Source organism: Pseudomonas weihenstephanensis (assembly GCF_016812185.1).
Lineage (GTDB): Bacteria > Pseudomonadota > Gammaproteobacteria > Pseudomonadales > Pseudomonadaceae > Aquipseudomonas > Aquipseudomonas weihenstephanensis.
In genome coordinates, this window is the sequence record NZ_JAAEBV010000006.1 from 33,640 (window position 1) to 55,169 (window position 21,530).

The following is a 21,530-nucleotide window of genomic DNA, read 5'->3' on the forward strand; positions in this document are numbered from 1 at the left end:
GTTTAAATCACGTCAACTTGCCCAGCGCGGTGTGAGTCAAGGCATTAAGCAAGACCTGACGCTCTCGCTTCCAGCTCTCAAAATTGCCCACGGTCGCGGTGTAGCGCTCGTTCTCGGTATCGCCCATTGCCTCAAAATCAATTTCAGCCTTTACGGCATTCAACGCTTTGAACTGATCGGCGTAACGTTTCTCTAAAAAGCCGACCCAAAACTGGTTCAGCGTCATGTAATTGATCATTAACTCGCCCCCCTCCAAAACCAGCACCGCATCTCGCGCCCGCTCAATCACATGCGCATCTACGGTGCCAAGGGTATTGAATCGCATGTGTTTAGGTTGCGCCGGCAACTGCAACACATCGGCTAATTGCAGTCGGTAATAAAGGGCGATTTCAAGCTCATCCACCACGTCGGTGCCGCCTCTTTTTCTACCCTCCACGCTTGCCAACCGATCCAGTTGATGCCCGCGAAACTCCCCGCGTATAAGGCGCGCTAGGTTGAGTTCAGCCTGGACCGGATCATCAGAGGCCAGGGCAGCACTAACGTGCACGTGCAGCTCAAGCCTGCTAAATAGCATCGAAACTGAATCACAGCATTGCCTGGGCTCGGCTGCCAATTCAAAGAGTGCGCTGCGCAGGCCCTCGTCAAGGGCGGCTGCGTGGAGCAGTGACTGAACACGCAGGGCCAGATCCTGCGGGGCATTGGTAAAGTCAGCCGTCGTGGTCAACCGGCCAAGCCATTCAAAAAAGGCCTCTGCCTGAGGGTCTGTTTGCAGCAACTCGCATTCCTGCTGCCGGACTGTCCTTACGCGAGGATCAAGCCCGTTGAGCCAAACCCCAGCGTCAAACGGCTGTAGTGATGGGTGGCTGGCATTGTGATGCAGACCAAAACTGATACCGGTGCGCCTCTGGTAAGCCTGCAACTCACTCAAAGCAGCGGGTTCCAACGGGTTGCCTTGCAAAAAGGTAGTGCGATTGATGGCCTCAGAACCTAGCAGTACAGCGGGCGGTAACTCATGAATGTGGTTATCGGTTAAATCCAGACGTGTGAGGTGAGGCAATTGCAACGCGCCCAGTGGCCAGGTCGTTGTTTCGGTATTGGCAAGGTTTAATACCCGCAACGCTGTCAGATTTCGGGCATCGAATTTCGTCGATAACTTACAGCCTTGCAGGTTCAGACGCTGCAACCGAATCAGCAGGGCTAACGCATTTAAATTAGCTTCATCCAAACGCATTGCATTGTGGGAAAGGGACAGCTCAGTCAGGTTGTCAAGCTGACCAATGGCCTCAGGAAAGTGAGACAGGATGCAGCGTTCCATTTTCAAAACACTCAGCGCGGGGAAACAACGCAGGAACTGATTGATATTTTCTGTCACTCCCAGCCCCATTCCGGCGCCCACCCGTGTGTCGTTCAAGGTCAGTTGCCTGATGCGCCCAAAGTTCGCCGTCAGAACTGGCAAGGTAGCAACCCGCCACCCCTCCAGGTTCAGGGTGTACCCCACAATCGCCCCGTCTTCATTTGTAAGGACCGGTGTTTCTTTGCGCCACGCGCGAACCAGTGCGCGGGCTATCTCGGCCTTGTGGTCACTGGCACTCAGGTCCCACGTTTCAAAGTCAACTTTTTGTGACACCCACTCTTTCAGCTGCTGCTCCAACAAAGCGAACTCGGCTTCGAGTCGAGTAAATTCGACGCCCATGTTCAATCCGCGATCACGCATTCTTTGAATGGCCCGCGCTGGCTCGCCCTGGTGACTGGCGGGGTACAGGTTTTTATAACGCCTGATGAATGAAAGATCGCCCGACCAACGCTCGGTCGCGCCTCCCCGGCCACTCAATGTGTAGCCGATACGCCCGCCGGCCAATCGTTGGGGAGGCGAAAACCACGGCTTGGGGAAAACCATGCCCAGGGCTTGAAACGCCACATCACGATTCTCGGCGGCTTTTAACGTCAACTGCTCCTTGAGCAAAACGGCTGCGCCCACATCGGTATCCCCCAATGCTTGACGCTCGTTATTGGGCAGGACCGCTAATAGCACACTGAAAAGGTCATGCCCTCTGACGCTGACAGCCTCATCTGATACCAGAGATGCGCTCCAGCCCTGCCTTGTTTTCAAAACCGTGATCTGCACAGCAGCACTGTCAGCCCCCAGCGTACTGATCAAGGTCCCGCCAAGGGCGTCTTCATGCACGTTGATCTTGACGCTGGCTGGCCACGTGGGGAGCTTTGCGAGCCAGTGCATCATTAACTTCACACTGTCGTTATTTTGCAGGGCAGGTAAATAAAAGCCTTCAATGGCGCGGTTGATCCGCAGCTCCCGTCCATACCATCGCGCCTCTTGCGCCAAACGCAAAGGCACATGCCCCTGATTTTTCATCTGCGCAACTTCAAACGCTTTCGCACTTCCCACCAGGTCTGCGGCGATGCAGCCAGTCAGGCTCGGGTAAACACGTTTGATTAATGCCACGCCAGGGTCAGGCTGGCGCTCGGAAAGTTGATCGATGAGGTCAAACAGAGCGGGGGTAATGAGACCGTCAGATCGGGTTAGATAGTGGTAAAGCACATGGGCATTCACCACTTTATTCGGGGTTTGGGTCAGCACGTCATAAAAGAGGTCACCCGGTTTTAGTAGCTGCCTGAATGCCTGTAACTGCTCAAAGGTTAAAGCCGCCATAACGCCCTGCTGATGCGCCCCCTCAAACGCGTCGGTGATGTCGTTGAGAAATGAGCCGTCAACATCGCCAGCCGCTTTAGACAGCAAGCTCTCAAGGCTGCGCACGAGCTTGAATCGCTGCTGTGTATCGACCAATAAAGGCGGCGGTTTTTCATGGTTGACGTGCACGCGCCTGAGCATCTCTTCGCTCGTACCGCTGGTGTGCAAAATGGCCGTGATTTGATCGGAGTCAAAGTGCGAGGCGTCATACCCCAAACGCCTGAACAAATACTGTCCGTCCCACTCCATTGGCTGCTCAAATTGATGACGCCAGGCCCCGGCGCCGTTGCCATAGGCACGTATCGGTGCCTTGGCAAAACTGTCGGGATCAACGATTGAAGTGACTACGCCATTGAAGGGCCGCTGCACTTCATAGCAGTGAGCGTCAATGACGATGGCCGAAGCATTATCAAGGGTGTACTGCCCTTGGTTGTCAGGCTGCACATCGGCTATCACCCTTGCATCCTTCAGTGCATAGCTCTTTACTTGTGGCCGCTTGGGATCAATGAACCCCTGCGCGGTTCGTTGGCCTATAAGCCGCTTGAACACGGCTGTACGCCAGCCTTGTACCGTTAACATGTGATCACTGAGCCGTCTTTCGTGCAGGGGAGAGGGTTTATACCCCGCGATCAACGCTTCAAAAAAGCTGTCCGGGCCCTCTATCGCCGGGATAGGCGCATGGGTGTGCGTGTCATAAGCGGAGTACTTGCCGCGGCCATGGTCGATAATCACCCACCCCGTGTTGCTGTATTTGTAGTGAGCGGCCCCCTTGTCGATAGCGCTCATGTCAATGATCAACTCCGCGCCCTGCCACTCTTTGATCAACGCTGCACTGGTGAGGCGAGACCATTGATCTACATCCGGGTTAAACACCCGCGGGTAGTAAATACCATCCAGCATGCGCTCGACCCGGGCCGTGAAGATGGCCTGGCGGATCGCGTTGTATAGCGTTTCAGGCAGGTGGTAAATCTCAGAGGCGACACGCGGTGTACGGCTCTCATCAAGGTGGGCCATGTAACGCACAAGCTCGGGAAAAGACCGTATTAATTCAGCACATCGAGCCTGTGACAGACCCACATGCAAATCCCGTAGCGTGCGGATAACGGGCAACTCCGGCACCTTCCTTGGGGACTCCAGCGGGAGAAAATTGAGGTCCAGGCTGCTTGCCACACCACTTGGCGGGAGACGGCCATGGTTGAGGGTCAGGGCATTAAATAATGCGGCTTTATGGGTAATGAGTTGTGTTGAGAGCAACTGGAGCATCTGTGCTTTAGTGGTCGGTAACGAGAGCTCCCGGATGACCGCGCTAAAAAAATCCTCACCAAAGGCATTGAGGACTGAAGGCGAATTCAATACAAGCTCGCCGTCATCCAGACGTTTGATGTCCAACGTGTTGGATCCGTCGCCCGCTCGCCAGGACTGGCCATAGACCTCGTTCAAATGACCGTCGTGGTCAAACACACGCAGACGCTTATCTTTAGGCCAATAGTCAAGTTGCGTCATTAACGCCAGCACAGGCCGCTCAATAACGGATAAAGCCGAGGCGTCATCTTTCAAACTTTGCGAACAGTGCTCGAGCAACCTATCTGCCTGGGCTCGGGTGACCGCATCGACCAATGACGGTGGAGCCGTGCCACCCGCCCACATGCCTTGCAACTGGTCGCGCGTCACAGCGCTGATACCCAGCGCGACGCTGGCCGATTGCTCGGTCAAATCAAGCGTCATCATGCGCAAAAATTGGGCATCGCTTAAGGCACTCAGGTCATAGGCTTTTAAGGACCAGCGCCGTTGTGTGCTATCCCACACCACTTGCGGTCGATATGACGCCGGTGCTGCGCTGGCGATGGCTTGCCATGTGCCTTGTGGATTGCGAACAACCTCAACGACCGATTTACGGCCGTCCTTTTCAATCCACACATAATCACGCCCGGCGTGCCGGTAAATACCGTGCTCATCGGGCGCCATATTGTGTGTGACGTCCTGAGGTACGGCTGCAAAGCGGGCCGGATCGCTCATCCATAAATCGGTGGTCCCGTCACTGCGAGCATAGGGTCGGGGCTGCCCCATGCTTTGCAACACGTTTAAGTGCCTGCGGTGCGCCAGTCGCCCTGCTTTTGAGTGCAACACTGACGTAATCAGAATATCCAGCGCATCGACCAGCGTCTGAGCCAGACCCGCATGGTTGCCCTGGCTAGCTTGCTGTAATGCGCCGAAGACATTACGCGCCGTCGCACCGAGAAATAAAAATTTAATCGCCCGCGACAATCCCGTTGTCGCGCCGGGGATCGGGATCAACAAGAGACTCGACACTTCGTCAAGCAACGTGCTGGCCATCGTCACCACGTCTTCCCAATCCTTGACCGACCTTTCTACTGCCATTTGCGTGAGGCGGTAGAGGTATTGCTCGCGGGTGAAGGTGTACAGCGTCTCTTCCAGCGAGGTACGAACACTCATTGGCTTGAACCCCAACTCGTCGAAGGCGATCCAGCCACGTTTGATGCTGGGCAGTCTGCCAACGAAGTTGAAGTGAGTGGCGTCAATGACGTCGGGAATAACCTCGGTCAGCTTCTCGTAGAAGGGAGCGGTCAAATGCGCCTCAAACCAATCCAACATATTGTCCGCGCGGGCCTTGAGCAGTTGAGCCCTGAAATCGGCAATCAATTGGCGTTGATTGGCGTGCAAACGCAACTCACCGTTTGGACGCCCTGGGAAAAAACTGAACAGCCCCTGCCCGCCCACATACTCAATCTGATAGAGCGGAATAGTAATGTGATGCTCTTCCCACTCAAATTCAGGCGCGGGACGGTTCGAGATAGTCATTCCGCTTTGCGGACGAAAACCATGACCAAACCAATACTCCGCCACTTTAAACTTTTTTGTCAGGACGATAGGGGTGACACGCAATCGGCCCAATGGGTTAACAAGCACGTCACTGAGGGCCTGGATATCCGTTCTCGCGCTGCGCGAGCGCGCAGACGTTCGGTATAGCTCCATTAAGCAAAACTGTAGGTGGGCTTTTGTATACGTGCGCAAAAGCGTCTGCAAACTTGCGCCTTCGGCCATTGAAACCTCAAGTTGCTCTCGAAGTTTCATCCCCAGGTTCAGCGCGCGTGCCACGTCAACAAATGTTCTGACGGAGATAATTGAAGTTGAATCAATACTTTCGGGGATTTGAGGGTGCCGAAAGTCAGTGCCCTTAGAGGCATTGATATAGCTGGCGTTTATCAGGCTGCCGCCTCTGAAACTGGCGAAATAAGACAGGAAACCAAAGTTCATACAGGCGGCTTGCCACAGGCTCATGCTAAGAACATGAACCACAGGCGCATGTTCATCACGAATCGGCTGCGGCTCAGGCAAAACGTCTACGTCGCTTTCATCCTCTGCTGCGCCGGAGGAGCGTTTTAATCGCGTCGCCAACGCAGAGAACCGTTCTGGTATATCGAGAAACCGGGTGTGTATATAGACCTTATGAGGGTCTAGGTCTTTGCCCGTCAACGCTAACAGTCGAGCCCGAATCAATCCCGCGCCTCGGGTTTTGAATGCCTCCTTGATCGCCTGATCTTCTTTTTCAAGGTTGTTTAACGACGTCAAATGCTGGCGCACAAGCTGACGGTATCGACGTTGCTCTGCCTGTGTAAGTGAGGCCAGTTGAACGGTGATTGACTGACGCAACATATCCAACACGCGACCATCTACCCACTCTGACTCAGAAGTAAACAGAGGGAGAGCTTCATTGGCTGACAGGGTCATAGGGCGTACTCAGGGTGATAAACCTTGAGATTAACGACCTGAGCCAGCGTAAAACGTTAGATATGTACGACCTCTGACAACTCGTTACGCCAACTGGGCCGCCTTGTCGTCGGGCATGACACGCGTGGGTTTGCGAAACACCAGCACGTTGCCGAGCATCACCAGCACCAGCCCCGCCAAGGCCGGTGCTGTCCATTGATAACCTTCGGCGAACGCCGATACGTTCAGCGCCACCAACGGGAACAGCACCGTGCAATAGGCGGCCCGCTCCGGCCCCATGCGCCCAACCAGGGTCAAATACGCGGTAAAGCCAATCACCGAACCCGGTATGACCAAGTACAACAACGAACCGATGTAACGGGTGTTCCATTCCATGGTGAAGGGAATGGCGTTAAATACGCAGTACAGCGCCAGCAGGCTGGCACCGTAAAGCATGCCCCACGCGTTGGTGGTCAGCGGTTTAAGCCCGGCCTTCTGTTGCAGGCTCGACAGCATGTTGCCCGCCGAAAAACACATCGTGCCAAGCAAGGCCAGGCCCAGCCCGAGCAAGGTGTCCGGGGTCGCGGTATGGGCACTCAGTTCCGGCCAGAATAAGAAACCCAGCCCCAGCAACCCCAAACCACCGCCGAGCAACACGTTACGGGCGATTTTTTGCTTGAAGAAAATCCGCGCATTCAGCGCATTCCACAGCGTCGCGGTAGAAAACACCACGGCAATCAAACCGGTGGTCACCCACTGACTGGCCGTTAAAAAACACATGAAGTTGACACAAAACAGGCACACCCCCTGTGCCAGGCAAATCAGGTGCCCACGCCGGGTCATCACCTGCAATTTGCGCGTGAGCAGCAGCAACACAAACAGCACCAGCGCCGCCAGACCGAAGCGGTACACAATCGACACGGGGATCGCCACCCCCCCCAACTGCAACTTGAGCGCCAGCCAAGTGGTGCCCCAAATCAGCACGGTCAAAAGATACAAAGATAGGTTCATGGCACGCTCCTGAAGATGACCTTCAGTGTGAATCGCGCCCTGCCCGGGCACTTGCAGATTCTTGCGCTTTTGTCGCTCGGGGGCTGGCGGCGCTGACAAGGCAGCGTAGGATGCAAGGCGTTGGAGAAATGACCATGACCGCGTTCGACACCCTGCAAGTGTTTCAGTCCATGAGCCGCTCGCCCAATGCTCGCCTTGAGCACTGCGCCGAGCTGGGTGACGGCATGGCCGCCGCTTTGTGGACCAACCATCACGATGCCCGCGACTATGAAGCGCCCACCCATCACACCCTGTCGTGCTACATCTCGGGCGGCACCGGTACGTTTCGGCGTGAGCAACCCAGCGCCCGAGGGGCACCGGGCAAACTGTGCGTGTTGCCTGCCGAGCACCAATCGGCATGGGTCATCAATGGCGAAATCCGTCTGGCCCATGTGTATGTCAGTCAGGCGCAATTCGCCCTCGGTTGCATCAGCCTGCTCGATAAAGAACCGCGCACCCTGCAATTGCGTGAATACACGTTTCTGGACGATGCGCAGCAAACCTTGCGCTTTCATCAATTACTGAAGATGAACTGGACTGAACCGGGCGAGCGCATGCTCACCAGCAGCCTGGCCAACGAATTGCTCGACCACGCCGTACTGAGCCAGGTGGGATTACGCGAGGGTTTGCAACTCAAGGGCGGACTGGCGGCGTATCAGCGCCGCCAGTTGGTGGACACCATCGAACAGCAACTGGCCGAGCCATTAAGCATCGGCCAGCTAGCGGCGCAGTGCGCGCTGTCGCCTTATCACTTTGCGCGTATGTTTCGTGAAAGCTTTGGTGTGGCACCGCATCAATACGTGCTGGCACGGCGCTTGAGTCGAGCGCGCTCATTACTGCGGCACAGCTCGCTGGCATTGGGCGAAATCGCGCTGAGCTGCGGTTTCGCCAGCGCCAGCCACTTCACCAACCGGTTTAAACACACGCTGGGCGGTACGCCGGGCGAATACCGCGCGGCGTTCAGGCCATAAACCCGCAGTCGCTGCCCAAGGCGGCGCAGTGAGTTAAAACTCCAGCGTGCTGGCCACGGACACTTGCCGCGAGTCGCCCATCGAAACGAAGGTGCGACTGGCCGCCGAGGTGTAGTAAGTGCGGTCGAACAGGTTTTTGATGTTGAGTTGCAATTTGACCTTTTGCCCTTCTACCTGCGTGTCGTAGGTCGCAAACGCATCGGCCACCGTGTAGCCCGGCAGGTCGAAGTCGTTGAGCGCGTCCCCTGCACGTTCGCCGACATACCGCGCACCCGCACCGAGACGCAATTTATCGCCGCCAAACACGCTGCCGACCTCATACACGGCCGACAGCGAACCGCTATTTTTGGCCACGTTTTGCAGGCGCATGCCGTTGTAGAGCGGGTCTTTGGTCACCTCGGCATCGGTGTAGGCGTAGCTGCCAATCAGGCTCCATTGGTCGCTGAGCTGGCCACTGACGTCCAGCTCCAAGCCCCGCGAGCGAACTTCGCCCGCCGCTGAATACACCGTGTCTTCGCCCACGGTGGTGGACACCAGTACGTTGCGTTTTTTAATGTCATACAACGCCACGGTGCCGGTGATGCGCCCCGGCATGTCCAGCTTGGCCCCCACTTCCCAAGACTTGGACTGCTCAGGTGCGATGGCCGAGTCCAGCACCACGCCGCCGGTCAGCGGGGCGATGGTGGAGTTGGGTTTGAACGATTCGGTGAAGCTGGTGTAGAACGACAGCTCGTCGGTGTAGCGATACACCAGCCCGGCACGCGGGATCCACTTCTGACCGTTGTTGTCGGTGTTGGCGGTAAACGGGCGACCTTTGCCCGCCAACTGGTCGTACTTCTGGAACCGCCCGCCTGCGACGAAAATCCATTGGTCGGTAAGGTGAATCGAGTCCTGCATAAAGAGCGAATCGCTGCGCAGCAGGTCGGTCTGGTTACTGTCGCTGGCGCTGACGGTGCCGCCGGCCACTTCACGGCCATACACCGGGTTGAGGTAGCTGAAGGGGTATTGGCTGGTTTGGCGGATTAAATCGGCGCGGTAAATCTTGCGGTATTCATCGTCCAGCCCGAACACCACGTCATGCTGCATACCTGCCGCCTGCACCTTGCCTTGCAGGCTGAGCGTGGCAAAACGGTCAGTGGTGATTGCGCCTTGAGTGCCGTCCATTTTGCGCGTGAGGGTGCCGGTCTTCGGGTTGACCGCCGTGACCCGCACTTGGCTGGCGTCGTAGGTTTCGCGGTTCCAGCTGTAGCCGAAGTGGGTTTTCCAGTCATCGTTAAGGTCGTGATCGACTTCAAAGCGGTACAGGTCCGAGCGTCCTTGCATGTTGTTGAACGGCTCGTCCAGACGACGTGTGGCCGGAATGTCCAACGGGTGGTTGGTCGCAGGATTAATGGCGGTGCCCCGGTCAAACGGCGACAGGAACTCGCGGTGTTCGTAAGCCAGCAACACTTGGGTCGTGTCGCCGTACCACGCCAGCGACGGGGCAATCAGGGTCTCGCGGTGCGTGCCGAAATTGCGCCAGTAATCCTCATCTTCGTGATCAACGATCATGCGATACGCCAGCCCCGAATCCCCCAGCGCGCCGGTGCTATCAAAGCTGCCACCGCTGCCGTTTTTTCCCGAGCCGTAAGTTGAGCCGCGCACCGTCAGGGCGTTGTACTGCTCCAGTTGCGGTTTTTTGCTCACCACGTTGACCACCCCGCCGGGGTCCTGAATGCCATACAACAACGAGGCCGGGCCTTTGAGCACTTCGATTCGCTCGGCGGTGGCATTCAATGCGCGCCCCTGCACGAGCGGCATGCCGTCGCGCATGATCGAGCCGTCGCGGTTGTCGCCAAAGCCGCGTTTCATCACGGAGTCCTGGGTGCTGCCCAGCGTGTTGCCCTGGGTGATGCCGCTGATGTTGTTCAGTGCATCGTCCAGATTGCGCGGCACCTGATCGCGGATCACCTGCGCTGCCACCACGTTAATGGTGTGCGGGATTTGCAGGGTGTCGCCCTGCCCACGCATCACCGAGGTCACGGCGGGGGGCTGGTAGCTGGTGTCGTTGTGCGCCAGCGAAGTGATGCGGGTGGCGCCCAGGTTCAAGGCACCTGCGGTCGGCGCGGGTTCGAGGGCGAAGGTGTGGGCGTCTGTGCGTCGGGCCGTGAAGCCAGACTGCGCGAGCAAGGTAAGCAATGCCTGTTCGGCACTCATGCGGCCCTTGAGCGCGGGGGCTTGCAAACCATACGGTGCTTCGTCGGTGTAGACCACGCTCAGGCCGGTCAGCCGACTGAAGTCATTCAACGCCTGAGGCAAGGATTCGGCAGGCAGGTTGAAGGCAAATTCACGCTCGGTGTGATGGGCGGTGGCCTCTGCGGCCACAGCCACGCTCAACGGGGCCAATGCCAGACCGGCCATCAATAACGCAGACGCACCTAACCACTGTTTAACCAAACCGCTTGGCGCTGACATTGCCTTGGACTTCATGCTCATGACCTGTGTGTCGACCTGTTACGTAATGCGAATTTTTCGCATTTTCAAGCACTACACGGATCGGCGAGGGGTTTACCTCACCCAGGATTGAAAAAATAATCGCGGTGACGATTTTCCCCTCATCGCCATCCTCTGCCGAAAGGAGAGGATGGCGATGGGCGAAGGCGTCAACGCAACACAATCACCCGTCCAAGCACGCTGTGCTGTTCAAACCCCAGCACGCTCTGCAAAGAATCCAGCACCGCTTGCGGGTCGCGACTGGGGAAACTGCCACTGATACGCCGACGCCCCAGCTCGGCATTGAGCAACACAATGTGCCCCGGAAAATAACGTTCGAGGTCCGCCACTACGTCTACCAGCGGCGTTTTTGCATACGTCAGCCACCCGGTTCGCCACCCCAGCTGACTTTTAGCGTGCGCGGCATGCAGCGTCTGCGTGACGCCGGCACGGTATGCCACTTGCTGGTCAGCGGTGAGAATCTGCTGCGGCGCGCCTTTGCCAGCCGTCACACCCACCCGCCCGGACAACACCGTCACTTGCGCACCGGTGGGCTGCAAACGCACTTCAAACTCAGTGCCCAGCACCCGCGCTTGCCCCGCATGGGCATCGACTACAAACGGCTCGCCCGTGTGGGTGACATGGAAAAAAGCCGCGCCACGGCGCAGCTGCACATGGCGCTCGCCAGCGCTGAAATTCACCGCGAGGGCGCTGTCGGCATCCAGTGTGATGTGCGAGCCGTCCACCAGCGTGATGGTGCGCACGTGCCCCGGCGCACTCACATAGTCGGCGCCCAAATCATCGACCCAGCGTGCTGGCTGCCACCCGGCAAACACGCCAACCATCAGCAGCAGGCATGCGGCGACAGCCAGCCCACTGGACCACTGCCACACACGACTGCGTTTGGATTCGTTCATGGCTGACAGGTAACGCTGCATCGCCAACGCGTCTTCATCTGCCAACTGGCTACCTGCGACTTCGGTCAATTCCCACACCACTTGCGCCTGGGCGTAGGCCTCGGCATGGGCTGGGTCTGCCTGTAACCAACGGCTGAAGGTGGCCTGGTCGCCGCTGTCGGGCTGGTCGTGCAATACGCTCAACCACGCCAGCGCCGTGCGCTCTTGCTCAGCGGTAATGGGGAGGTTCGAACGGTTGATCACGGCGCTGTCCCTGTCGGTGGCTCACGCAAGCTGGCCTTGCAGGCTTCAAGGGCGCGCATCATATGTTTTTCGACGGCACTTTGGGACACGCCCATGACCTTGGCGATGTCGGCGTAGGTACGGCCATGAATGCGATTAAGCAAAAAGATATGCCGCGTGCGCTCGGGCAAGGTGCGCAACGCGGCTTCGACCTGACGTAAATCGTTGCCCGCCTCAAGCGCTGCCTGCGGCTCACAGCCGTGGCTATCAGGTTCAGTCTGCCACTGCTGGTTGATTCGCCCGCGCGAGCCTTCACGGCGTAAATGATCAATAGCGATGTTGCCCGCGCACCGCAGCAGGTAGGTGCCCAGCTCTTCGACCTGCACCAGAGGGCGGCGCCAAAAACGCACAAATAAGTCCTGTACCAAATCAGCTGCCGTCGCACGACAACCCACGCGGCGGCTGACCAGCGCTTCCATTTGCAAGCGTTGGGATAAAAAAACCTGCAGGAAATGCGCACGTCCATGGCGCGATTCGCTGTCGGGGCCTTCCTGAAGGTCGGGAGGATTCATGGGCGTCGCAAGCAGATGTTCAAAAGGAAAGCGATACTAATGATAAATATTCTCATATGCAAAAGCAGATGACGGCCTGCCCGCACGTTGCTGATCAAGGGTGATTGCCCAATGCAATCACACACCCCTACAATGCGAACAATTCTTGTTCTCTAAAGCGTTTTTAGCGCAGTCGGAGTGTTGGTTGTCGCCGTCAAATCACGTTGAGGTCCTGTATGTGGACCACCACAGCTGGCTCACAGGCTGGTTGCGGCGCAAGCTTGGCTGCCCGCAAAGCGCCGCTGACCTGGCTCAGGACACGTTCATGCGCCTGCTCACGGCGCGCGAAACCCCGACCCTGACCGAGCCGCGCGCGTTTTTGACCACCGTCGCCAAGCGCGTGCTGTTTAATCACTACCGTCGCCAGGACCTGGAGCGCGCCTACCTGCAAGCCCTGGCCGATCTCCCCGAAGCCGTCGCGCCGAGTGAAGAAGAACGCGCAATCATCCTGCAAACCCTGGTGGCGCTGGACCAATTGCTCGACGGCCTGCCCTCCCCGGTCAAACGCGCGTTTTTGCTGGCGCAACTCGATGGCCTGAGCTACGCGCAGATCGGCGCGCAACTGGGCATTTCCATTGCGACGGTCAAACGTCATTTGAACAAAGCCGCCCTGCGCTGCTATTTCGCTTTATGAACGGCACATTCAACAATCCCCCGGATATCGCGCCGCAGGTGGCTGAGCAAGCGGTGAGCTGGCTGGTCGAAATGCAGGGCGGTGCACTCAGCCCGCGTCGTCAGCAGGCGTGGGAGCACTGGCTAGACGCTCACAGCGAACATCAGCGTGCGTGGGATCACATTCAACGGGTCAATCAGCGCCTGCGCGGGTTGCATTCGCCCCTCGCCCACGCCGCCCTGAACGCGCCTAAAAGCAACACTCGGCGCCAAGCCCTCAAGGTGTTGCTGCTAGTGGGGGCAGGCTCGGCCGTGACTTATGGCCTGCGCCAACAACTGCCCATCACGCCTCTGTTGGCCGATTACAGTAGCCCGGTGGGTCAACGCCGCACGGTGACGTTGCAGGATGGCAGCCAGATCCAGCTCAACACCGCCAGCGCGGTGGACGTGACCTTTGACGCACAACAGCGGCTGATTCGTTTGCTTGAAGGCGAGATGCAACTGACCGTGGCTGACGATCCGCGCCCGTTGCAGGTTGTGACCGCGCACGGTCTTTTACAGCCCCAAGGCGCGCGATTCAATGTGCGCCAGTTGCGTGACCACACTCAATTGGCGGTCTTTGCAGGGCAGGTAACACTATCGCCTGTGGCGCACAGCGGCGGTGCGCTGGTGGTCGAGGCTCGCCAGCAAGTGAGTTTCACCGCAAAGGCGTGGAATGCGACGCACGCACTGGATGCAGGCAGTGGCGCCTGGGTCGACGGCATGCTGGTGGCCGCGCATATGCGTTTAGGCGACTTTCTCGCCGAGCTGGGGCGCTACCGTCGTGGTCAGCTCAACTGCGACCCTAAAGTCGCCAACCTGCTGATCTCCGGCACTTACCCGATTGACGATACCGAGCGCGTGCTCGATGTGTTGCCCCTCAGCCTGCCGGTACGGGTCAGGCGCTTTACCCGCTATTGGGTCACGGTTGAATCCAACGTTTAGCCCCTCATTGGCGCACGGTGCGATTTATTTTTGCGCGGTTGAGCTGATTTCAACTCTGGCGTGACAGAGAAGGTAAGCCACTTCGATTCTCATCTTCTCAGGACCACTTCATGCCCGTTCAGCCTTCGCGTCTCACCTGCCTGGCCCGTTTAGTGTTAGGTGCCAGTCTCACTCTGGGTGCCTTACCCATGGCGTTTGCCGAGGCCAGGGCCTATCACATCGCGCCCACCTCACTGGAAGCGGCCTTGAACCAGTTTGGTCGCGAAGCCGGGGTGCTGATCTCATTTGGTTCGTCCACCGCCAGTGGCATTCAGAGCCGTGGCCTGGAAGGCAACTACAGCCCGGAGCAAGGCTTGCAAGCCTTGCTCGAAGGCACTGGCCTGCAAGCCCGCGCTGAGGGCCAAGGCGCGTTCAGCCTGCAACCGGTGACCCGCGCCAGCGCTGCGGCCAGCATTGAGTTGGGCGCCTCCAGTGTGGTCGGCGACTGGTTGGGTGACGCCGCACAGACGGACGTGTTCGAACACCCCGGTGCACGTGACGTGATCCGCCGCGAAGACTTCGAGCGCCAGGGCGCCACCTCGGCCCGTGAGGTGCTGAACCGCATCCCCGGCGTCAACGCCCCGGAAAACAACGGCACTGGCAGCCATGACATGGCCATGAACTTTGGCATTCGTGGCCTCAACCCGCGCCTGGCCACCCGCTCCACGGTGCTGATGGACGGCATCCCGGTGCCGTTCGCCCCGTATGGCCAGCCACAACTGTCGTTTGCGCCCGTGAGCATGGGCAACATGGACGCCGTCGACGTGGTGCGCGGTGGCGGCGCGGTGCGCTATGGCCCGCAGAACGTAGGCGGCATCGTCAACTTCGTGACTCGCGCCATTCCCGACGAGCCGACGGTCAAGGCCGGTTTCCAGACCGAGACCAGCCCGTCTTCCAGCCATGACGGTTTCAAGACCACCGGCAACCTGCTGGCCGGCGGCACGGCCGACAACGGGCTGGGTGGTGCATTGCTGTATTCCGGCACACGCGGCGGCGACTGGCGCGAACACAGCGACACGCGCATCGATGACTTGATCCTCAAAGGCAACTACCAAATCGATGACGCCAACAGCCTGCACGCGATGGCGCAATACTACGACGGCGAAGCCGATATGCCGGGCGGCCTGAGTACAGCGGCCTACAAGGCAGACCCGTATCAGTCGACACGCCCGAACGACAAATTCTGGGGCCGTCGCACGCTGGTCAATTTCGGTTATCGCTATCAGCACGATCGCCGCGAATTCACGGTCAACAGCTTCTTCACCAAAACCCTGCGCAGCGGCTATCTGGATCAGGGTTCATTCCTGTCCTTGTCACCCCGCGAATATTGGGTGCGCGGCATTGAAACTCGCTTCTCCCAAGGCTTTGATCTGGGCAACACGGCCCATGAAGTCGGCGTGGGGTATCGCTATATCAGTGAGGCCGGTCACGAGTTGCGCTATCGCACTCCGATTGCGGCCAACCAGTTACCGACCACCAGCAGCAGCAACGACCGCGACACCCGTGGCGCCACCGAAGCCCATGCGTTCTTTATCGATGACAAGATCGACATCGGTCAGTGGACATTCACCCCCGGCATTCGCTACGAAATGATTGAGCAAGAGCAAACCAACCTGCTGACCCACGTTAAATACAAAGGTGACTACAACACCCCGCTGCCTGCCTTGAATGTGCTGTACCACGTGACAGACAGCTGGAATATCTACGCCAATACCGAAAGTTCGTTCGGCAGCGTGCAATACAGCCAAATGCCGAACCGGGTCAGCGGCGGCGAAGTCAAGCCAGAAAAAGCCCGCACGTGGGAGCTGGGCACACGCTACGACAATGGCAACCTGCGGGCGGAGATCGGCGCGTTTCTCATCAACTTCAACAACCAATACGACAGCAACCAGACCACCGACACGGTGATCGCCCGCGGCAAAACCCGTCACCAGGGCATCGAGGCCAGTGTGAACTACGCACTGGACGGCCTGACCCCGGCGCTGGCAGGGTTTGACGTGTATGCCACCTACGCTTATGTCGACGCGACCATCCGCGAAGACGGCCCGAACAAGGGCAATCGTGTGCCGTTCTCCTCCAAAAACAAAGGCACATTGGGTATCGGCTACACCCAGGGCCAATGGAAAGCCAACCTCGACAGCAGCTACCAGACCGACCAGTTCGCTGACAACGCCAATACCCGTAAAGAAAGTGCTGACGGCAGCACCGGAAAGATCCCCGGCTACATGCTGTTCAACAGCCGCGTGGGCTATGACTTCGGGCATCAATTGTCGGACCTGAACGTCGCGGTCGGGGTTAAAAACATCTTGAATCACGAATACTTCACCCGCTCGTTTGACGACAACAACAAGGGCAAATACGTGGGGGAGCCGCGCACGGTGTACGTGCAGACATCTGTCGCATTTTGATATAAATCGGCAAAGGCCCACACCCACGGGCCTTTCCTACAAACCGAAGACTGACGCCGGTCACGGCATATGATCTTTCCTGAAAATAGAGCTTGAAATATTTGTCCATCGGCTCAAACACTGTGACTGAGCAATGACGATGAACCTTTGTCCACTCAAGGCCGTCAGACCTCACACGAGCACGCTGAAATAAGGGAAGCACTATGCAAATCCAGGTCCATTGCGATAAACACATCAAAAATGACGTTCGACTGGAGGAGTGGGTAAACACCACTGTTAAAGATAGGCTCGACCTTTTCGAGGAAGACATCACCCGTGTCGATGTTTTCCTGAGTGATGAGAATGGTGGCAAGTCAGGGCCAAACGACAAGCGCTGCAAAATGGAAGCGCGCCCAAAAGGCCATCAACCCCTGATCGTCACTGAAGACGCCGACTCCGTAGACCGAGCCGTCGAAGGCGCTGCCGAAAAACTGCAACACGCACTTGAGCACTTGTTTGGCAAACTGCGAAACAAACCTTCGGCGAAACTGCCCGCTGAAGGGTTTGGTGAAGAAGAGTTAAAAGAAAGCGCTGACGACTTGCTCGAAGAAGAGTTTTTGGAAAAAGAAAAAGAACTCGACAAAATCAGCTGATTCAGCTGGCAAGACGCACTAAAAAAGGGCGGGACTACTCAGGTAGTCCCGCCCTTTTTTGTACTGCTGTGCCGGGTTTACAGCTCGCCCTTCTCGACCTCAGGGTGCTCCCCGGAGCCAGCACCGGTCTTGCGGTGCGGGTTTTCGATCTTCACCGACGGGAACTGCGACGAGGCATAGCGCACCACCAGAATCGCAAAGGCCAGCAGCAAAATGGCGCCGGTCAAATACACCACACCCATGTCTGGCGGGTTGTGATGCGACACGTTGGAAATCAGCAAACGGGTCAACGCCGTGATCGCCACATAAATCAGGAAGCGCACCGGCATGTGGTTGGTCTTGAAATAAATCCCGACCATGGCGCCCAATTCGAGGTAGATAAACAGCAGCAGGATGTCATCGATGGAGATATTGCCCTTCTCCACCATGCCCAGAAATTCCATCACGGCAGCCCATGCCGTGACCGCACCAATGGCGAACAACGCCAGGTAATGGAAGGTTTCGACAAACAAATTGCCCATCGACTCAGCCAGTTCATGCACTTGGCGCCGTAGCTTTTCGGCTTTATTCACTTTCACGATGCAGCTCCTTGAAACGACTCAAACGGATCATCCGCGATGCTCATGACACTTTCTGCATGCAGAAAAAAGGCCAGCACCACGGATGAGAAGATGGCAGGCCGCTATTAGACACGTCGTGTACCCCGCTTCACACGCCAATTGCAGCTAGAGTAAAAAAGCCGCTATTCAAATGCTGGCGATTGGCTTATCCTTTTAGCTGTATATAAATACAGTAATCGCAAGACAACTTATCGTGAAGGCATATGAGGTGGTAAATGGCCGTCGAAGTGGTATACCGCAGCAGCCGAGATCTGGAGCGTTTGTTCATGGATAAAGCCGAAGCTGACCGTCATGACAAAATGCTTGAACTGGCAGAGTTGCTGGCTGAAGTGTTGCAAAAAGCTGTGCCGTCCTTGAGCGAGCAGCAAGTTGAAGAAGCTGGTATCTACATGGCGAAAAACCGCGATGTGTTTGCCAAGGCGTTCAAGAGTCAACCCGACGCACTCTCCGAGTTGCTGGTCGCAAGCGAGTAATCGCACACGGCACTCGCTTGACTCTCCCCCTAGGGGCAGGCTCTACGCTGCAAGACCCTCTTTGTGGTTGGTGTCTTAATGAGCAAGCGAGTGCTGGTGATTCTGGGCCACCCTTCTACCCACAGTTTTTGTAGCGCACTGACTGACTGTTATGTTGCGTCGGCTACACGCGCAGGCCACGAGGTACGCGTGCTGCGCCTTGGGGCGTTGCGTTTTGATCCTGTGCTGCATGAAGGGTATCGACAGGTTCAGCCGCTTGAGCCTGACCTGCTCAATGCGCAAGCCGACATCACCTGGGCCGAGCACCTGGTGTTGGTTTTCCCCATCTGGTGGGGCGGTGTACCTGCCCTGTTGAAGGGCTTTATTGATCGCGTGCTGCTGCCTGGCTTTGCCTTCAAATACCAAAAAGGCAATCCCTTCCCCGCCAAACTCCTCACCGGTCGCACGGCCCATTTGCTGGTAACGATGGACACCCCGCCCTGGTACTACAAGTGGGTTTATCGAATGCCCGGCCTGAATCAAATTCGCAAAACCACGCTGGCGTTTTGCGGTATCAAACCACTTGCGACCCTGACGTTCGGTCCCCTGCTCGACTCCACCCCCGCAAAAAGACAGACTTGGCTGCAACACGCCCGCGCCCTGGCATTGCGTTAAGCGATACCCGGCGCTTCGATTGGAAAGGGATTTTTCATGTACATCGGCAAAGCCGCTCAGTTGTCGGGCACCACCATCAAAACCATTCGTCACTATGAAGCCATCGGGTTATTACCCCGCCCACAACGCCGGGGGGCCTACAGGGTGTACACCGAGCACAGCGTTGAACGCCTGACCTTCATCAAATGCGCGCAACAACTGGGCTTCAAGCTTAAAGAAATGCAGGCGATTCTTAAAAACCAGCCAGACCAGACAGTACCGTGGGACGTAGTAAACAAGGCCATTGCGGATAAAAAAATGGCCGTGATGCAGCAAATACAAGCACTGCAAACCGTGTATGAGGGGCTGCAAGCCTTTGAAGCCTTTTACCAAGAACACCCGGTCCAGAGCCTCGGTTTTGCTGACGACACGCGTTGCCCGCAACGGCCGATTGAACTGCAATCACAGCACTTGCCGCGCTGACCAACGGGTGTAGCGCGCATTAACAGAGGAAACCGCAGGTTGTGAGGGGAGGCTGTTTGACGTCATAGGCTGACACGGCCGCGCATCACTCGCCGTACAGCAACTTTTTCGCCAGTTCATCCGACACTCGCGCCGGTGAGCGTTTTTCTGCCTGCGCATGGGCATAAATGCCTGTCAGACGCTCACTGATACGCAACAGTTGCAGGTTGATTGCTTCGGGTTGCGCGCCTTGATGGGTGAGCGCCATGTAAATCAGACCGCCCGAATTGATCACATAGTCAGGCGCATACAAAATGCCGCGCCGTTCGAGTTGGTCGGCCACTTGCAGGTTGGTCAACTGGTTATTCGCACACCCCGCCACCGCTGAACACCGCAGTTGCGCCACGCTGTGCCAATTGAGCACGCCACCCAAACCACAGGGCGCGAGGATGTCACACGGCGTGCTGAGCAAGGCTTCTGGCGCAACCGGATGTGCGCCCAATTGCTCCATCGCCAACCGCACCTTACCGGGGTCCGTGTCGCTGACCAGTAACTCGGCACCCGCTGCGTGCAACTGCTGCGCCAGCGCAAATCCCACCTTGCCCAAACCCTGTATCGCCACCCGCAGACCTTCGAGGTTGTCACTGCCCAAGCGTGAAGACGCCGTGCTGCGGATGCCTGCAAAAACGCCCATTGCCGCGTGGGACGAAGGATCACCCGCGGCCGTGGTGCTGGTGACGTGCCGGGTGTATTGGGCAATGCAGTCCATGTCGGCCATTGATGTACCGCTGTCGATGGCGGTGATGTAGCGGCCATCGAGCTGTTCAACACATCGCCCGAAGGCTTCAAACAAGGCTGCGCGGCTTTCAACATGCGGCGCGCGCATGATGACCGCCTTCGCGCCACCCACAGCCAAACCCGCCAGCGCCGCCTTATAACTCATGTCTTGCGCCAGGCGGACAGCGTCTGTGACAGCACTTTCATCATCGGAATAGGCGAGATAACGGCAGCCACCCAGCGCAGGCCCCAGGCGACTGCTGTGAATGGCGATGATGGCTTTTAGACCCGTAACCGGGTCGACAGTGAGGTGCAGTGACTCCACATGAGCACTTTGCATGAGAGCAGACATTATCCAGCCCTCGAACGGTGACAGGTAGTCGCCAGTATAGGCGTCGCCTGAAAAGTCGTTGAAGTGCGCAGGCATAAGCCTGAGTGGCATTCGTTACTTCGGGCATATCTGCGCAAAGACAGAGAATGCTTTGGCTTTTTAAAGAGGCAAAGCCCCCTTGGAAGTAGCCCCCCGATTAACGGACAGGCTCAAGGCAGGCTTTTGATCTTGACGACGTTCAACCCGGTGTGTCGGGTTGGCGCGCCGGGTGTGCCTTGATGAATGCCGGGTGGTCCTGCGCCAACCGCGCCACTCGCAAAATTCGCGGATACGCGCTCAACACCGCGTTAAAGCGTTCGGCCGCATATAACTGAGGCATCAAATACACATCCGCCAGGCCTGGCTGGGGGCCAAAACAGTAACCACTGTCGCCAATCAATTGCTCGATGGCTGCCAACCCCTGTGTGATCCAGTGGCTGATCCACTGCACCACCTGCGGCTCGTCCTGCCCTAAAGCACGCAATTGATTCAAGACACTGACGTTATGCAGCGGGTGTATGTCGCAGCCGATCAGGCTCGCCACCGCTCGCTCATGGGCCCGCGTTATCAGGTCGCTGGACAACAACGGCACCTGCGGATATTGCTCTTCGAGGTACTCGATGATGGCCGGTGATTGGGTCAGTACATCGCCATTGTCGGTGCGCAAGGCCGGTACACGGCCTTGCGGGTTTATTGCCAGGTACGGCGGTTGACGGTGTTCACCCCCATTGGCCGCGATCAGGTTGACCGCAACCGTTTGGTAATCCAGCCCCTTGAGCGCCAGCGCGATGCGTACCCTGTAGGAAGATGTCGAGCGGTAGTAGGTAAAGAGTTCCATGAC

General features: G+C 57.6%; 16 protein-coding genes. 8 read left to right on the plus strand and 8 right to left on the minus strand.

Features of this window, described 5'->3' with window-relative positions; all coding sequences use genetic code 11:
- Positions 1–7 precede the first annotated feature (7 nt).
- Positions 8–5,527 carry an NEL-type E3 ubiquitin ligase domain-containing protein gene (locus tag GYN01_RS18680; RefSeq protein ID WP_203307594.1) on the minus strand — a complete coding sequence of 1,840 codons (5,520 nt, stop codon included), beginning with the start codon at positions 5,525–5,527 and terminating at the stop codon, positions 8–10.
- 1,014 nt (positions 5,528–6,541) lie between these two features.
- On the minus strand, positions 6,542–7,447 hold the full coding sequence (locus tag GYN01_RS18685) for a DMT family transporter (protein WP_048363213.1): 906 nt from the start codon (positions 7,445–7,447) through the stop codon (positions 6,542–6,544).
- Between the two features lie 134 nt (positions 7,448–7,581).
- Here GYN01_RS18685 and GYN01_RS18690 point away from each other — a divergent pair, with 134 nt between their 5' ends.
- On the plus strand, positions 7,582–8,457 hold the full coding sequence (locus GYN01_RS18690; RefSeq protein ID WP_048363681.1) for an AraC family transcriptional regulator: 876 nt from the start codon (positions 7,582–7,584) through the stop codon (positions 8,455–8,457).
- 33 nt (positions 8,458–8,490) lie between these two features.
- Here the strand turns inward: GYN01_RS18690 and GYN01_RS18695 are convergent, their stop codons facing one another.
- The 3 genes from GYN01_RS18695 to GYN01_RS18705 form a co-directional block, all read right to left on the minus strand.
- A complete protein-coding gene (locus tag GYN01_RS18695; RefSeq protein ID WP_203307595.1) occupies positions 8,491–10,926 on the minus strand; it encodes a TonB-dependent siderophore receptor in 2,436 nt (811 codons plus the stop codon).
- Positions 10,927–11,099: 173 nt separating this feature from the next.
- Positions 11,100–12,089: a FecR domain-containing protein gene (locus GYN01_RS18700; RefSeq protein WP_203307596.1), complete on the minus strand. Its 990-nt coding sequence runs from the start codon at positions 12,087–12,089 to the stop codon at positions 11,100–11,102.
- Complete coding sequence (locus tag GYN01_RS18705; RefSeq protein WP_048400158.1) at positions 12,086–12,640, minus strand: RNA polymerase sigma factor; 555 nt, start codon at positions 12,638–12,640, stop codon at positions 12,086–12,088. Before GYN01_RS18705 ends, GYN01_RS18700 begins: the two co-directional genes overlap by 4 nt.
- A 184-nt stretch (positions 12,641–12,824) precedes the next feature.
- Between GYN01_RS18705 and GYN01_RS18710 the strand changes: the two genes are divergently transcribed.
- The 4 genes from GYN01_RS18710 to GYN01_RS18725 all read left to right on the plus strand — a co-directional run bounded on the left by GYN01_RS18710 (position 12,825) and on the right by GYN01_RS18725 (position 17,354).
- A complete protein-coding gene (locus GYN01_RS18710) occupies positions 12,825–13,313 on the plus strand; it encodes a sigma-70 family RNA polymerase sigma factor (protein ID WP_048363209.1) in 489 nt (162 codons plus the stop codon).
- Positions 13,310–14,275 carry a FecR domain-containing protein gene (locus tag GYN01_RS22855; protein ID WP_048363208.1) on the plus strand — a complete coding sequence of 322 codons (966 nt, stop codon included), beginning with the start codon at positions 13,310–13,312 and terminating at the stop codon, positions 14,273–14,275. The genes GYN01_RS18710 and GYN01_RS22855 overlap by 4 nt, the downstream gene beginning before the upstream one ends.
- Positions 14,276–14,385: 110 nt before the next feature.
- Positions 14,386–16,722, plus strand: a complete 2,337-nt coding sequence (fecA, locus tag GYN01_RS18720; RefSeq protein WP_203307597.1) for a TonB-dependent Fe(3+) dicitrate receptor FecA — start codon at positions 14,386–14,388, stop codon at positions 16,720–16,722.
- A 203-nt stretch (positions 16,723–16,925) separates the two neighbouring features.
- A complete protein-coding gene (locus tag GYN01_RS18725) occupies positions 16,926–17,354 on the plus strand; it encodes an HPF/RaiA family ribosome-associated protein (RefSeq protein ID WP_059761921.1) in 429 nt (142 codons plus the stop codon).
- 77 nt (positions 17,355–17,431) lie between these two features.
- Here GYN01_RS18725 and GYN01_RS18730 read toward each other — a convergent pair whose 3' ends face one another.
- Positions 17,432–17,932 carry a phosphate-starvation-inducible protein PsiE gene (locus tag GYN01_RS18730; protein WP_048363205.1) on the minus strand — a complete coding sequence of 167 codons (501 nt, stop codon included), beginning with the start codon at positions 17,930–17,932 and terminating at the stop codon, positions 17,432–17,434.
- Between the two features lie 257 nt (positions 17,933–18,189).
- On the opposite strand from GYN01_RS18730, the gene GYN01_RS18735 reads away from it, so the two are divergent.
- The 3 genes from GYN01_RS18735 to GYN01_RS18745 all read left to right on the plus strand — a co-directional run bounded on the left by GYN01_RS18735 (position 18,190) and on the right by GYN01_RS18745 (position 19,563).
- Positions 18,190–18,447, plus strand: a complete 258-nt coding sequence (locus GYN01_RS18735; protein WP_048363204.1) for a YebG family protein — start codon at positions 18,190–18,192, stop codon at positions 18,445–18,447.
- A 78-nt stretch (positions 18,448–18,525) separates the two neighbouring features.
- Positions 18,526–19,101 carry an NAD(P)H-dependent oxidoreductase gene (locus tag GYN01_RS18740; protein ID WP_203307598.1) on the plus strand — a complete coding sequence of 192 codons (576 nt, stop codon included), beginning with the start codon at positions 18,526–18,528 and terminating at the stop codon, positions 19,099–19,101.
- A gap of 36 nt (positions 19,102–19,137) precedes the next feature.
- Positions 19,138–19,563 carry a MerR family transcriptional regulator gene (locus GYN01_RS18745; protein ID WP_048400170.1) on the plus strand — a complete coding sequence of 142 codons (426 nt, stop codon included), beginning with the start codon at positions 19,138–19,140 and terminating at the stop codon, positions 19,561–19,563.
- Between the two features lie 85 nt (positions 19,564–19,648).
- Here GYN01_RS18745 and GYN01_RS18750 read toward each other — a convergent pair whose 3' ends face one another.
- Positions 19,649–20,671 carry a Glu/Leu/Phe/Val dehydrogenase family protein gene (locus GYN01_RS18750; protein WP_203307599.1) on the minus strand — a complete coding sequence of 341 codons (1,023 nt, stop codon included), beginning with the start codon at positions 20,669–20,671 and terminating at the stop codon, positions 19,649–19,651.
- A gap of 217 nt (positions 20,672–20,888) precedes the next feature.
- The gene (maiA, locus tag GYN01_RS18755; protein WP_203307600.1) at positions 20,889–21,527 is read right to left on the minus strand and encodes a maleylacetoacetate isomerase; all 639 of its coding nucleotides are present in this window, start codon (positions 21,525–21,527) and stop codon (positions 20,889–20,891) included.
- Between the last annotated feature and the right edge of the window lie 3 nt (positions 21,528–21,530).

What these genes read in the sequence shown, in the direction of transcription:
- GYN01_RS18680 (WP_203307594.1), bottom strand. Translation starts at nt 5,527, where the DNA reads ATGACTATCTCGAACCGTCCCGCGCCTGAATTTGAGTGGGAAGAGCAT.
- fecA (WP_203307597.1), top strand. Translation starts at nt 14,386, where the DNA reads ATGCCCGTTCAGCCTTCGCGTCTCACCTGCCTGGCCCGTTTAGTGTTA.
- GYN01_RS18695 (WP_203307595.1), bottom strand. Translation starts at nt 10,926, where the DNA reads ATGAAGTCCAAGGCAATGTCAGCGCCAAGCGGTTTGGTTAAACAGTGG.
- GYN01_RS18740 (WP_203307598.1), top strand. Translation starts at nt 18,526, where the DNA reads ATGAGCAAGCGAGTGCTGGTGATTCTGGGCCACCCTTCTACCCACAGT.
- maiA (WP_203307600.1), bottom strand. Translation starts at nt 21,527, where the DNA reads ATGGAACTCTTTACCTACTACCGCTCGACATCTTCCTACAGGGTACGC.
- GYN01_RS18685 (WP_048363213.1), bottom strand. Translation starts at nt 7,447, where the DNA reads ATGAACCTATCTTTGTATCTTTTGACCGTGCTGATTTGGGGCACCACT.
- GYN01_RS22855 (WP_048363208.1), top strand. Translation starts at nt 13,310, where the DNA reads ATGAACGGCACATTCAACAATCCCCCGGATATCGCGCCGCAGGTGGCT.
- GYN01_RS18750 (WP_203307599.1), bottom strand. Translation starts at nt 20,671, where the DNA reads ATGTCTGCTCTCATGCAAAGTGCTCATGTGGAGTCACTGCACCTCACT.
- GYN01_RS18735 (WP_048363204.1), top strand. Translation starts at nt 18,190, where the DNA reads ATGGCCGTCGAAGTGGTATACCGCAGCAGCCGAGATCTGGAGCGTTTG.
- GYN01_RS18690 (WP_048363681.1), top strand. Translation starts at nt 7,582, where the DNA reads ATGACCGCGTTCGACACCCTGCAAGTGTTTCAGTCCATGAGCCGCTCG.
- GYN01_RS18705 (WP_048400158.1), bottom strand. Translation starts at nt 12,640, where the DNA reads ATGAATCCTCCCGACCTTCAGGAAGGCCCCGACAGCGAATCGCGCCAT.
- GYN01_RS18745 (WP_048400170.1), top strand. Translation starts at nt 19,138, where the DNA reads ATGTACATCGGCAAAGCCGCTCAGTTGTCGGGCACCACCATCAAAACC.
- GYN01_RS18725 (WP_059761921.1), top strand. Translation starts at nt 16,926, where the DNA reads ATGCAAATCCAGGTCCATTGCGATAAACACATCAAAAATGACGTTCGA.